The sequence below is a fragment of the Clostridium sp. SHJSY1 genome (assembly GCF_031626875.1).
In the GTDB taxonomy this organism is placed as follows: domain Bacteria; phylum Bacillota; class Clostridia; order Clostridiales; family Clostridiaceae; genus Clostridium.
Genome location: NZ_JANDMF010000034.1, coordinates 49388 through 62461, shown reverse-complemented (window position 1 = coordinate 62461; position 13074 = coordinate 49388). Strand labels below are relative to the sequence as shown.

General features: G+C 27.6%; 13 protein-coding genes and 1 pseudogene. 4 read left to right on the top strand and 10 right to left on the bottom strand.

What is annotated here, in order from left to right:
- Positions 1-140: 140 nt before the first annotated feature.
- On the bottom strand, positions 141-893 hold the full coding sequence (locus tag NNC19_RS15455) for an alpha/beta hydrolase-fold protein (protein WP_310939568.1): 753 nt from the start codon (positions 891-893) through the stop codon (positions 141-143).
- Between the two features lie 303 nt (positions 894-1196).
- Between NNC19_RS15455 and NNC19_RS15450 the strand changes: the two genes are divergently transcribed.
- Entirely contained in the window at positions 1197-1892 is a 696-nt protein-coding gene (locus NNC19_RS15450) for a response regulator transcription factor (protein ID WP_310939567.1), read from the top strand.
- On the top strand, positions 1885-3324 hold the full coding sequence (locus NNC19_RS15445; RefSeq protein ID WP_310939566.1) for a HAMP domain-containing sensor histidine kinase: 1440 nt from the start codon (positions 1885-1887) through the stop codon (positions 3322-3324). Before NNC19_RS15450 ends, NNC19_RS15445 begins: the two co-directional genes overlap by 8 nt.
- On the opposite strand, the pseudogene NNC19_RS15440 reads toward NNC19_RS15445, so the two are convergent.
- The 3 genes and pseudogenes from NNC19_RS15440 to NNC19_RS15430 form a co-directional block, all read right to left on the bottom strand.
- A pseudogene (locus NNC19_RS15440) lies at positions 3311-3433 on the bottom strand (VOC family protein); the annotation flags it as partial. The gene NNC19_RS15445 and the pseudogene NNC19_RS15440 overlap by 14 nt on opposite strands.
- A 119-nt stretch (positions 3434-3552) precedes the next feature.
- Positions 3553-4170, bottom strand: a complete 618-nt coding sequence (locus NNC19_RS15435; protein ID WP_310939565.1) for a GNAT family N-acetyltransferase — start codon at positions 4168-4170, stop codon at positions 3553-3555.
- Positions 4171-4466: 296 nt separating this feature from the next.
- Entirely contained in the window at positions 4467-5375 is a 909-nt protein-coding gene (locus tag NNC19_RS15430; RefSeq protein WP_310939564.1) for an MBL fold metallo-hydrolase, read from the bottom strand.
- Positions 5376-5622: 247 nt separating this feature from the next.
- On the opposite strand from NNC19_RS15430, the gene NNC19_RS15425 reads away from it, so the two are divergent.
- Both NNC19_RS15425 and NNC19_RS15420 read left to right on the top strand, forming a co-directional pair.
- Positions 5623-6075 carry a MarR family transcriptional regulator gene (locus tag NNC19_RS15425; RefSeq protein WP_310939563.1) on the top strand — a complete coding sequence of 151 codons (453 nt, stop codon included), beginning with the start codon at positions 5623-5625 and terminating at the stop codon, positions 6073-6075.
- A gap of 69 nt (positions 6076-6144) precedes the next feature.
- Positions 6145-7290, top strand: a complete 1146-nt coding sequence (locus NNC19_RS15420) for an alpha/beta hydrolase (protein WP_310939562.1) — start codon at positions 6145-6147, stop codon at positions 7288-7290.
- A 58-nt stretch (positions 7291-7348) separates the two neighbouring features.
- Here NNC19_RS15420 and NNC19_RS15415 read toward each other — a convergent pair whose 3' ends face one another.
- From NNC19_RS15415 to NNC19_RS15390, 6 genes are all read right to left on the bottom strand, one after another.
- Entirely contained in the window at positions 7349-8230 is an 882-nt protein-coding gene (locus NNC19_RS15415; RefSeq protein ID WP_310939561.1) for an aldose 1-epimerase family protein, read from the bottom strand.
- A gap of 49 nt (positions 8231-8279) precedes the next feature.
- Positions 8280-10007, bottom strand: coding sequence for a solute:sodium symporter family transporter (locus NNC19_RS15410; protein WP_310939560.1), 1728 nt, complete (start codon positions 10005-10007; stop codon positions 8280-8282).
- A 293-nt stretch (positions 10008-10300) separates the two neighbouring features.
- Positions 10301-10462, bottom strand: coding sequence for a hypothetical protein (locus NNC19_RS15405; RefSeq protein WP_310939559.1), 162 nt, complete (start codon positions 10460-10462; stop codon positions 10301-10303).
- Between the two features lie 254 nt (positions 10463-10716).
- Positions 10717-11190: a hypothetical protein gene (locus NNC19_RS15400; protein WP_310939558.1), complete on the bottom strand. Its 474-nt coding sequence runs from the start codon at positions 11188-11190 to the stop codon at positions 10717-10719.
- Positions 11187-11642 (bottom strand): DUF3990 domain-containing protein, encoded by a 456-nt coding sequence (locus tag NNC19_RS15395; protein ID WP_310939557.1) that lies wholly within the window; start codon positions 11640-11642, stop codon positions 11187-11189. The genes NNC19_RS15400 and NNC19_RS15395 overlap by 4 nt, the downstream gene beginning before the upstream one ends.
- A gap of 501 nt (positions 11643-12143) precedes the next feature.
- Positions 12144-13013 carry an AbiJ-NTD4 domain-containing protein gene (locus NNC19_RS15390; protein WP_310939556.1) on the bottom strand — a complete coding sequence of 290 codons (870 nt, stop codon included), beginning with the start codon at positions 13011-13013 and terminating at the stop codon, positions 12144-12146.
- Positions 13014-13074: the final 61 nt, after the last annotated feature.

Genomic DNA, 13074 nt, shown 5'->3' with positions numbered 1-13074 from the left:
TTATATGTTTTTATAAAGTAAAGACAAAAGAGATATTTTCAGGAATGAAAATATCTCTTTTGTCAACGGTCTGAAGTATGCTAATTTTAATCAGCATACTTTTTGTTTTTCCTTCTTTAATTGAAAATTGAAATTAAATTTTATTTACTATTTGATGCTAACCAATTTACTATATTTATGGTTGAATCTAAATAAGCAAGTTCTGGCACATCAAAATGAGTTGCCCCATCAAATATTGTTATTTTTGCATTACTATTTTTCTCCTGTAAAGTTTCTATAAATTCTATAGATGATGTTGGATCAACAATAGTATCATCAGCTCCAACAAAAGCCCATACTGGCATATTTGACAAAGCATTAATATTAGATTCAGTTGTATCAATACTTCCACTCATAGGTGCTATACAAGAAAATAAATCTGGATAAGAAAGGGCAATATTCCAAGTACCAGTTCCCCCCATACTATGACCAGTTAAACTTATTTTATTACTATCAATATTATAAGTTTTACTTAAATAATTAATCAGTTCTTTTAAAGAGACTTTAACATCAGCCCAGCCATTTTTGTTTGATGGTAATTGTGGAATAACAACATAAGCTGGAATATTGCTAATTGTGCCATCGTTAACATACTTAGGAAAACCATCATTACTTGTTAATATATCTAAATCGTTGCCTTTACCACTTCCACCATGTAGATATACTATTAAAGGCATATTACCACTTGAATTTTCTGGTTTATATAATAAATAATTAAAATTTCCCAATTCACTTGATTTTATACTTTCCTTTGTTAATGTAGAATTTGTTTCTTCTGCAGATACTGCAGATAATGGTGTTATTAATGACAAAAATAACACTAACACTGAAATAATTGAAATCTTTCTTTTCACTTTTATCAACCTCCATGATATTTCTTGATTTTTCATCCATTTACTCACTCAATTATAAAATTGCATAATTTTCAAAACAGTTCATCTAGATGACTGCCCTACCTTTATGAATTTATTCAACAGATTAGAATAACTAATTATAATTGGTGAGCATTCTATTACAGTATAAATTGAAAGTTTGATAAAAGTTTGAGGTTTCACTAAAATTTTCATAATATATGGAATATTATGAAACCCTTACATCTGTTATAATATAGTCATAAAACTATTTTATATATTAGATAAAATAAAAAGGTGATTTATATGGATAAAAATAACTTAAACATTTTAATAATTGAAGATGATTACCAAATTAATGATGCAATTAAAATATATTTATTAAAGGAAGGATTTAATGTTCTTCAAGCTTATGATGGAAAAGAAGGTCTGAACATTTTTTATTCAGAAATAATAGATTTGATTCTGTTAGATATATCACTTCCTGAAACTAGTGGAATTGAAGTACTTAGAGAAATTAGATCAATATCTGATGTACCTATCATCATGTTAACAGTTTTCTCTAAAGAATATAATAAGCTTCAAGGTTTTAATCTTGGTGCAGATGATTACATTACAAAACCCTTTAGTCTTAAAGAAGTAGTTGCTAGAATTAAAGCTGTTTTAAATAGATCAAAAAAAATGAATATAAATAAGAAATCATGCATTAATGTTGGTAAAATTAGAGTTAATATTTTTACTAGAGAAGCTTTTGTGGGTGATACTGAAATTTCTCTTACTAAAAAAGAATTTAATCTTTTATTTATTCTTGCCAATAACCCTAATGTGACTTTTTCAAGAGAAACTTTACTTGAAAAACTTTGGAACACTGAAGAAATTAATGACTTTCGAACTATAGATACACATATAAAACAATTAAGAGAAAAGCTTGGTTGTGAAAAAAGTTGCATTCAAACTGTTTGGGGAGTTGGTTATAAATTAAAGGTGGCAAAGAATGAATAAAATAATTATAAAACTATGGGGACTGATTTTTTTTACTATAGCTATTATATTTACAATTTCATGGTTTTTTCAAGTTGTTTTTCTAAAGAATTATTACATATATCAACGAACTAAAATAATGAAAGAAGAAACGAATAAAGTTTCTTCTTTGATTGAAAATAATATTTCGAAAGATGATATATTAAATGAAATCATTGACTTTGGTTCTGCATCAAATTGTTTGGTTATTATAACAGATAAGAATTTCAATATAGAGTATACCTCAGCTACAAATATAACTAATAATAATTCAATTATACAAAATACGATTCAAGTTTCAAAGATTAAACTTCCTTATAAGACACAACAAGCAATTAATATATTTAAAGCACCTGTAAGTAAATTATTTAATTCTATTATTATTGGAAATTCTGTAGATAATTCACAAAAAGGATATATAATAATTCAATCTTTTATTGAACCAATTAATGAAACAATAAGTATATTAAAGCAACAACTAATTATAATATGTTTTATTTCTTTACTTATTGGAAGTGGCATTGCTTTTATCTTTGCAAATAAATTTTCTAAACCTATTTTAGAAATCAATAAAGCTTCTCAAAAAATTGCAGGTGGAGATTATAGTACAGTAATTTCAATTACATCAAAAGATGAAATATCAACCCTTGCCAAAACCATTAATAATATGGCAAAACAATTAAAAGAAACAGATAATATTAAGAAGAAGTTTTTAGCTAATATTTCACATGAATTAAAAACTCCCATTAGCTCTATTCAGGCATATGGAGAATTAATACTTGATTATGATGATTTAGATAAAAACGAAAGGCATAAATATGCTGAAATCATTATAATGAATTCTAAAAAATTAACTTCTATGGTTGAAAATATCCTTGAAATATCAGCAATCCAATCTGGAAGCTATGTTCTACAATTATCTTCATTTTCTCTTATTCTTTTAATTAAAGATATTATAAGTGATATTCAGGTTCTTATAAAAGAAAAAAATATTAAGATTACTCTAGAAACTTTTAATGACACACTAATAATTACTGCAGATAAAGATAAAATCCATTCCGTATTTTGTAATTTATTAGGAAATGCTATCAAACACTCTCCCATCAATAGTTTTATTGAAATTAAATTACAATATAAAAACAACACTATCTGTGTTTGTATTATTGATAATGGTGAAGGTATTTCTAGAGACGAATTGCCATATATTTGGGATCGTTTTTATAAATCTAATAAATCTAAAAATAGTAGAACAGGCCTTGGAATGGCAATTATTAAAGAAATTCTTGAATTACATAACTATGAATATGGAATAAAAAGCAAAATAGGAATAGGAACAAGCATATGGTTTAACATTCCATATAATAACAATTGTTATAAACGAGCGTTTTTACATCCAACAAATTACCAACAATAAAAAAGGAATTTTGTTCAGATTTAGATGCTCTTTCAAGCAATATAGTTGTTCCATTTGAACCTGGTGGAGACACTACTACCCAACGTTTATTTTGTTCTGGTTGATATGTACGATAGATTGTATCATTTTCTTACCTTCTTTCAATATTATATAGTATTTATTACAATTATTGGATAATCACATTATACATGATTATCCAGTAAGTATAACAGGTATATAAATAAAAATTTAATTAGGGTATTTTATAAAACAATATTGCTTCAAGTCTATCCCATCTTTTGCTATAGTCTTTACTAGCTTAAATCCATAATGTTGGTATATTGGTATGTTGTTTGGGCTATTTGATTCTAAAATTATAGGAATATTATTTTCATTACAATAGTTTAATGTTGGAGTAATTAATTTTCTAAAGACGCCTTTACCACGCTCCTTATTTTCAATAGCAATTGCTTTAATATAGTAATAATTACCTTTGATAAATTCATTTTGCCATTTTAAATTAATAACTTTGGAAACATTTTTTATATTAGATGAATATACCTTAAGATCTTCTTTTTCAAGAACACGAAGGACTTTGGGGCTTGTCAACAAATTTAATATTAGCATTCTAAAATTACTATAGTTATTTTTTTCATAACTAATTATTACAGAATTAAGCTTATCATCTAAACTAGAAACATCCATTGTTTTTATAAAAGCAGGTAATTGAATAGCCAATAGTTTTTCCAAAAATACTTTTCCATTATCTATCCCTTTTGTCTCCATGATAACCAACGAATCATCAACAAAACAATCTGCTAAGAGTTTAGCTATTGACCCAATTTGGGTTTCATTTATTCTTATCATATTTCATCATCTCCATATAATAGCATTTACATATTCCTTGACTTTTTAATGTAGCCATTTTATTTATATACCATTTCTTACAATTACTAACTAATTACATTATACATGATTATTAAAGTATTTTTCCAATATATATAATATATGAGATATTTTATTAATTATGTTGTAATCAGTATACTAATAGAATAGATAAGGGGGGAATTGAAATGAATTGTGATATCAAGAAAGTAATTGATATTTATATAAGATAAACCTGCAAAATTTTCATTTTTAATTTTGCAGGTTTATGAAATCTTCTAATTTTGCTGTTCTAATTTTTTAATATTATCAAGTACACTTGTTTTAGTGTTATCCATATAAGCTTTATAAGCCTCTTCACCAATAACATAAGGATTTGCATCCCCATATACACGATTACGTAAAATTTCCATCCTCTCAATACTATTATCTACAAATGGATGTGCAGTGATTTCTGCATCTACCTTAGCTCCATCAGTAAATTTAGCAAAATGTTCAAGAGAACTTAAATACTTTTTATTATCCTCTAAAGAACTCGGAAGTCCAGTACCTCCCCACATACCTACCATGTGTTCAGTTCCATTATCAGTTACAGGAATAATCAAAGATATCCCACCTGGAGTATGGCCTGGAGTGGAAACAATTGTAATAGTAGTATTTCCTAATGCTAGCTTTTCACCATCAGTAACTGGTGTATAACTTGTTGGTTTAGGAAATCTAGAATCATTTGCTCCTCCAGAAGTAGCATTCATATAATCCCAATCAATAGTACTCATAAGTATTTCTGCACCATAATTTTCTTGTATGTATTGAGCTCCACCATAGTGATCCCCATGTCCATGAGTTACTACTACATACTTAATATCATATGGATTGAATCCTAATTTCTCCATGCCTCCCACTATGATATCTTTAGCATCATCGCTATTATTCATTGCATCAATTAAAATTAATCCATCAGATGTTTCTATCAACCATGCTCCTACACCATTAGTTCCTAAATAATATAAATTATCAAAAACTTTAGTTGGTTCTATAGGTGTTGCATCATGAATGGCAGAAGGTGGAGCAGCCACTTTTTCATCAGCTTTAGACATTTCAGAAGCAAAACAATTACTACTAACAAATATCATAGAAGACCCCACCAATAAAGAACATAATAAACATTTTATAAATTTTTTTAACATAATTTTCCCTCCATTATTAATTATTTGGTTACATTCAAATAATATGTAAAAATTGTGAGAAAAGTTTGAGGACTTTCTGAAATTATTATTAAGATGTTTTTTTATTACTGTAATATCGAAATTCATAATATTTTATATTTATCCAAAATTAATTAATAATTACAAAATATAAATTGAAATTAGTTTGATATAGTACTATAATTAAAATATAGTACTATATCAAACCAATTTTATTACGGAGGTAAACATGGAAATTTTAAAAGGAGCTTCTATTTTTCTATCTGCATCAATAGATGCATTACTTGATAGAATTCTATCAAAAAAACATAGAGAATCAAATGTTGATAATTTAACTGCAGCACAAGCAAGGATTTTATTTCTACTTTGGCAAAAGGATGAAATACCTATACAGGAGGTTTCAAGGATAACTAATCTAAAAAAATCAACCTTAACAAGCACATTATCTAAATTAGAAAAAGCTGGACATATTAAACTTATTCCATGTAAGGATGATAAGCGAAAAACTCTTGTTAAGGTTATAAATAGAAATGAAAATTTAGTATCATTAAACAAAAAAATTATAGATGATACTGCAGATATTTTTTATAAAGGATTTAGTAAAGAAGAAATTAAATTATATGACAGTTTTTTAAGAAGAACTCTAGATAATTTATTAGAATTTCAAAATCAAAATAAATAGATTAAGAAATAGCTTGTTTAAATAAAATTGCTATATTCTTAATCTTATATAAAGAGGAGAGAAAATAGCATGAATAAAAAAATTAGATTTATATCTCTATTTATCCTATTAACATTAATGTTTACATTATCTTTATCAGGATGCTCACAGACTAAGAGCACATCAAAAACTTCTGATTCTTCAACTACAGATCAAACTAGTGCCTCACCTACATATAAAGATGTAGTTTTTGCTACTGTAAAAAAAGATAATGGAGAAAATAGGGATTTAAAAATGAATATATTTAAACCTGAAAATGCTACTGAAGCAACTCCTGTTCTTGTCTATATACATGGAGGTGGATGGGCTATGGGAGATTATCAATGTGATGATGCCCCAGAAGATTCAAAGAAATCATTGCCACCTACTCCACAACAAAATGGAACTTCACCTAAAAAAGCTACAGATCAAATAGCTGGTGATTCAGCATACAAAGTTTTCAAAAAGGTATTAAATAGTGGAATTACTTTTGTATCTATAGATTATCGTCTAAATTCAGAAGCTGCTTTTCCAGCTCAAATTTATGATGTTAAAGGTAGTATTAGATATCTACGTGCACATGCTAAAGAATATGGTATTGATCCAGATAAAATAGCAGTAGCAGGAAACTCTGCTGGTGGACATTTAACTGCTGAACTTGCAACAACTGGTGATTTAAAAGAACTTGAAGGCGATGTTGGTGGTAATCTTGATTGTTCAAGTAAAGTAATGGCTGCTGTTGATTTTTATGGTCCAACTGATTTGTTAACAATGGCGCCTGAAATGGATCCAACTCTTCAATCTCATGAAGAAGCAGCAGAAGCACATGATTCTCCAAATGCAAATGAATCTAAGCTTCTTGGTTTTAGCGGAATTGGACAAGGTATAGGTGTTCTTAGGGATATTAAAGATAAAAATCAGACTAATTCACCTTATTGGGAAAAAGTAAAGTTAGCAGAACTTGCTAGCCCCATAAATAATGTAACTTCAGATGATCCTCCAATGTTTATTGTACATGGTGGAAAGGATACCCTGGTTCCAATTCAACAAAGTTTAAGGCTTAGAGACTCCTTAAATCATGTTGGAGTTGAAAATATATTTATGAGTAACTCTCAAGCTCCTCATGGTGCACAAGGTGAAGATGTTAATAATGCAGCAATTACTTGGATAACAAATAAGTTGCTTGGAAAATCATAATTAACTATAACAATCAAAAAAATGGTAGACAATTAACTTGCCTACCATTTTTTAATCACTATTGCTCTATAGATATACTATAGCTACAATTAAATTCTTTTTCTATATCTAAATCAATTACACCAGTTTTTTCACTAAAATCTCCATCAAATTCCTCAAGATCAGCGTGTCCAAACCAAGGTTCAATACAAACAAATGGTGCATTATTATTCTTTGACCATATTCCAAGGCATGGGAAATCTCCAAAATCCATAGAAATACTTTTATTATTTTTATCAGTTTTTAAAGTTATTTTATTAGACTTTAAATCTTTGAATATTAATGCATCTAGTGTAAATAATTCTCTAGATAATTTTAATATATTTGTATTTTCTAAAACTACTTCTCTTTTTCCTGTCAATAGAAGTGTTTCTTCGTCTAAAAACTCTCTTTTTGCTACTTCACTCTTATTAAACTCTAAATAATAGTCTTCAAATTGTTCCCCTTCTAATAAAGGACAATTAAATCCTGGATGGGCTCCTATAGAAAAATAAATCTTTTGTTTATCTATATTCTTAACTTTATAAGATATATTTAATTTATTTTCTTCTAGCGTATATTGAATATATAGTTCAAACTTATAAGGATATTTTTTCAAGCTATTTTCATCACTTACTAACTTATATAAAATAGTATTCCCCCTATTTTCTAATAGGTCAAATTCACAATCTCTTGCAAATCCATGTTGTCCTAATTCGAACTCATCTTCACCAACTCTATACTTATTATCTTTTACTCTCCCTATTATAGGAAATAGTATAGGTGCATGTCTTCCCCAAAACTTTGAATCAGCTGTCCATAAATATTCTAGATTGTCTTTCTTACCTTTTATGCTAATAAGTTCTCCTCCATCACTTGATGAAAGAATTTCTAAGACATCATTTTCTAACTTATAAATCATAGTTTCCCTCCAAAATCTTTATATCAATTATTAGTTGGGTAACACTATCCTATTCTCTAACAGTTTCAAGTGAACTTTCATTTATCTTTTTATTTCTTCCCTTTAAAAGAACAACTGAAACTATTGCGATTATGGCTGCTACACCAACATATATAGCGGTTTTTATATTAAATCCATCTTCACCTGCAATACCAAGTTTTGAACAAATGATGTATGCAGCTACCATAATAAATATTATTACTCCACTTGCTTCATATCTATGTTCCCAAGGTTCTATTTCTACTTGGTTATTTATAGGCATTTCATATGGTGTTTCTCTTGGTTTAATTTTACCTATTATAAGCATTATAACACAACTTATTACAAATAATATTGTTAATTGGTATAAGAAACTCATCTCTGGCTTTACTATAAATTGAAGTATTGCATAAGCTCCTATAAAGAACACAAGAGATACTTTTGCTGCAATAGCTGGAACTCTCTTTGTTAAATATCCAATAAATATTATTGTGAATATAGGAACATTAAAGAATCCATTTATTGTTTGTAAATATTGATATAAACCTTCTGGAGCATACATTATAGATGGTGCTATAATCATTGCAACAATAGCAATTACAACTCCAAATATCTTACCTTTTGAAACAAGCTCTGCATCACTTTTTCCTTTTCCAAAGATAGGTCCATATATGTTAAGGGCAAATAATGTTGCTGCACTATTTAACACTCCATTAAATACACTTAAAACTGATCCAAACATGGCTGCTGCAAAAAATCCTGTTAAAGGTTTAGGAAGAACTTCCCCAACTAACTTAGTATACATCAAATCTGCAGATCCATTTGAAGAGCCAAGTAATTGGAATGCTATAATCCCTGGTATTACAACTATTAAAGGTGTTATTACCTTTAGTAATCCTGCAAATAATACTCCCTTTTGACCTTCTTTAAGGTTTTTAGCTGCTAAAGCTCTTTGAATAATAGATTGATCTGTTCCCCAATAATATAAATTAACTAATATTAATCCTGTAAATGCTGCTCCAAATGGTACAACATCAGTGCTTGTACCAACTGCATTAAACTTTTCTGGTGTAGCTGTAAGTAAATGATTTAATCCAGCACCAAAACTACCTTTTCCTAAAGCTAATATTCCAAAGATAGGAACCATAAATCCACCAACAAGTAGACCAATCCCATTATAAGTATCAGAAATAGCAACTGCTTTTAATCCACCTATGATAGCATAAAAGAAACCGATTACCCCAATAACAATAACAGTTATCCATATAGTTGATTCATAACTTATTCCAAATGTACCTTGTAAATCAAATAAATTACTTAATGCTATTGCTCCTGAATAAAGTGTTGTTGGAATTAGATTCAAAACATATAAAAGTAAAAATAAAATTGAAATAATACTTTTTGTGTTTTTATCAAATCTATCCTCTAGAAAATCTGGTATTGTTGTTATACCTTGTTTTAAATATCTTGGAACTAAGAATAAAGCAACAAGTACAAGTACAAGCCCTGAAGTAACCTCATATGCCATATTACTCATGTTTCCAGTAAATGATTGTGCACTCATCCCAAGGAAATTTGATGCACTTAAATTCGTGAGTAGAAGTGATGCTCCTATTACTCCTCCTGTTAAACTACGACCTCCTAAGAAATATGAATCCTTAGAATTTTTTTTCTGATTTCCACGTTTCATCTTCGTAAAGGTTAACATTGCAACTAAACCCATAAAAAAGATAAAAGAAATCATCATTAATCCTTTCATAATACTACCTCCTACTGTATTGTTAATTTGTTTTCCATAGTTGTCCAATCACAAAATTCATTACTTTTCTTTAGAAAACCTTTTCTATAATGACAATAATAATTTCATACTATAAATTGTATTAATAAAGATATTTAGACAGTCCTCTATGTTTTAAATGAATTTTTGACAGAAAATTTATAGTAAACATTTTCTATAGTCATTTTACCAAACTTAACCACAACATTCAATGTTTTTTCCAATTGTTAATAATAATTCAAATAGGTAGTAGTATTTTTGAAGATTTGTATCTGTTATTCTCTTTTTATATTCATATTATCAAAACATCTTATCTTAAACAAAAGTATTATAGCTATTATAAATGCTAAAGTACTTATCATAAAAATCATATAACCATTACCATATTCATACACAACACCAAAAATATAGCCTGAACTAGCTTTTCCTATTGACATAGCTTCATTAAATCTGCCATTGGTGTAGTACCTAAACACAGCATTTCTAATCCTATAACACATAGTATTATTACAGGATAAGTTGTTGCATTATAGTACAAAAACACTTTATAATCACCTTAATATCATAGCATCTAATATAACTCTTCCTATATTCCCATATAACAAAAACAGCCTAAACACTAGTGTCTAACCTGCTTTTATTAACTATCAAATAAGTTGTATTTTAACTATTTTAGTTGTTCAATCCTCAATTAATTAAAAGAAGAATTATAATAACTTCTAACAATTATAGGTGTTGGCTCATAATAAGCACTACTGTTATAATTATCTATAATATTACAAATTTCATGATTATATACTCGTATCAACCCTTGAATATAATCTTCATTTGGTTCTAATGTATTAATTATTAATCTTTTATATACTTTTCCCATTTGAGTTTCTGTTGGTACCTTCATAACTAGTTCTTTATCAACATCTAATATATTAAAGTTGCCTTTTTTTAAATTATATTCCTCAATCCAATCATCAACTACTTTAAGTGGATTTTCACAGTGTAATACACTTGCAAGGCTAATTTTTTTTGCAAGTTCATCATATCCAATTGAGTTTACTACATCTTTATTTCTTACATGTAAAGTTCTAGCTACTCTTTCAATCATATAACACATAAAATATAAATCATCTTCTTTTATTTCTTCATCTTCAAAAAATACATTTATCATAATGAATAAGCTCCCTCATATTTTAAAGTTTCTAATGCTTTATCGTTGCAAAAAACTATTTGGTATGTTGGATATTTAAATTTTACTAACAGCCAAAAAGCTTCTCTAGTTATTTCTCCATCTATATAATCTTCTATATAATCCCAAATAGTATCATCTGCCATTGGTCCTTCTACTATATCATAAAAATGACTAATTCCTCTTCTACAGGAAACAACAAAGTCTAGCCATTTATCTGTCATGCTCTCAAATTTAAGAATTTTTAATTCTTTATTTTCATTATAAATATATTTATTAATAATACTGCTTGGTCTTTTTGTTAAAGCCCATCTTTTGGCTTGTTTTTCAATACTAGTACAATAAAAACCATACCCAAAATCTTTATAAAATCCACTTATTAATACTTCTGGGCTTTTAACTATAACTCCACTACCATTTATAACACTATACACTTATCCACAACTTGGATTATTTATACAATCTTAGTCATCCAACAAAGAGTATATAGGGTGTGTTTTATTTATTCTCTGATTACATTTTCTTTCTTAAGCTTTCTTATTTGCTTTGACACTTTGAATATCCCTAAACCTAGTAAGAAAGTAACAATAAAAGAAATAATGCTACAGCCAAGGATTCCTGAACTTTTAAATCTTATATGATTGTTTAAGTTATTAAAAGCACTCCATAAATTTATCAGTGTTACAGCAATACTCAATGTTCTAATCCGTTTGCAATGATTAATTTTCGACTCAATAATAGTTGAGAAGATTTCATAACATATATTTACAGTTACAAAATTTTTTAAAAAAATAGAGACAAACTTCACATTTTGTTGTATAAATTATTTTGCACAACAATATTAACAACAGGAGTGCAGAATATGTCTCATAAAAGTATTTTAACAAAAAAATCACCAATAAACCAGTTTTTATTTATGGGTTGCAAAGCACCCCCTAAATATACGCTACTAAAAAACTAATTAATGACATCATCCTATAGAACAGATAATCAATATGCTTGACACTATTTATTTTTATTTTATTTTTCTCATGATGTCTAATTCTAAAATCATTTCCTATTTTAGTTAAACTATTTACCATTTCTTCATTAATCAATGATTCAAACTCTTCTGAACCCTCTGAAGCAATTTTAACCAAGTTTTTTGATGATTCCCGCTTATTATTACCATAATATGTTTTTATTCTTTCATAAGCATCCCATAACTTTTCTATAGCTATTTGTCTATCTTCAAACTTTGGTTTAATTATATACTTAATAGCTTCATCTATTAGTTTATTTAACTCTTTATCATTTCCAGTATGAGAATACTTCTTAACTAAAACATCTAATTGAACTGGTAATATACGTTCTATTTGCCCATCATTATTTAACCTAAAAACTATTCCATTTCTTTCAAAAATCTTATTAACTTCGTTTTGAAAAATACTTTTTTCTTTTTCTTTATCATGATAGAATACTAACCCATAGCTTCCTTTTTTATAGTCCTTAATATTTTCCCAACAAAATTCAATAAAATCTAATAATGCATATTTGTTAAATTCAGAACCTTCTTCTAATGAACTTATCCATCCATATTCATTTAATGTAAAGTCAGGTATGTCACCTAACATTCTATCTCTAAATCTATTAGTATTGAATCTAACTATATTATTATAATCATCTTTTTCACTAAAATTGTAAGCCAATTGATTTTGAAACTGAATGTAAACACCTACTATGGCATTAAATACATTAAGTTCTATTTCTTCTGTATCACTAACTTTAACTCCATTTTCCCTATCTGTAAAATACTCTTTACCCATACGTTATCTCTCCTTATACTTTTTTACTTTTATTGTGATAATCATCTTTTATAGTTAATAT

What these genes read in the sequence shown, in the direction of transcription:
- NNC19_RS15415 (WP_310939561.1), bottom strand. Translation starts at nt 8,230, where the DNA reads ATGATTTATAAGTTAGAAAATGATGTCTTAGAAATTCTTTCATCAAGT.
- NNC19_RS15450 (WP_310939567.1), top strand. Translation starts at nt 1,197, where the DNA reads ATGGATAAAAATAACTTAAACATTTTAATAATTGAAGATGATTACCAA.
- NNC19_RS15425 (WP_310939563.1), top strand. Translation starts at nt 5,623, where the DNA reads ATGGAAATTTTAAAAGGAGCTTCTATTTTTCTATCTGCATCAATAGAT.
- NNC19_RS15405 (WP_310939559.1), bottom strand. Translation starts at nt 10,462, where the DNA reads ATGTCAATAGGAAAAGCTAGTTCAGGCTATATTTTTGGTGTTGTGTAT.
- NNC19_RS15400 (WP_310939558.1), bottom strand. Translation starts at nt 11,190, where the DNA reads ATGATAAATGTATTTTTTGAAGATGAAGAAATAAAAGAAGATGATTTA.
- NNC19_RS15435 (WP_310939565.1), bottom strand. Translation starts at nt 4,170, where the DNA reads ATGATAAGAATAAATGAAACCCAAATTGGGTCAATAGCTAAACTCTTA.
- NNC19_RS15445 (WP_310939566.1), top strand. Translation starts at nt 1,885, where the DNA reads ATGAATAAAATAATTATAAAACTATGGGGACTGATTTTTTTTACTATA.
- NNC19_RS15430 (WP_310939564.1), bottom strand. Translation starts at nt 5,375, where the DNA reads ATGTTAAAAAAATTTATAAAATGTTTATTATGTTCTTTATTGGTGGGG.
- NNC19_RS15410 (WP_310939560.1), bottom strand. Translation starts at nt 10,007, where the DNA reads ATGAAAGGATTAATGATGATTTCTTTTATCTTTTTTATGGGTTTAGTT.
- NNC19_RS15420 (WP_310939562.1), top strand. Translation starts at nt 6,145, where the DNA reads ATGAATAAAAAAATTAGATTTATATCTCTATTTATCCTATTAACATTA.
- NNC19_RS15390 (WP_310939556.1), bottom strand. Translation starts at nt 13,013, where the DNA reads ATGGGTAAAGAGTATTTTACAGATAGGGAAAATGGAGTTAAAGTTAGT.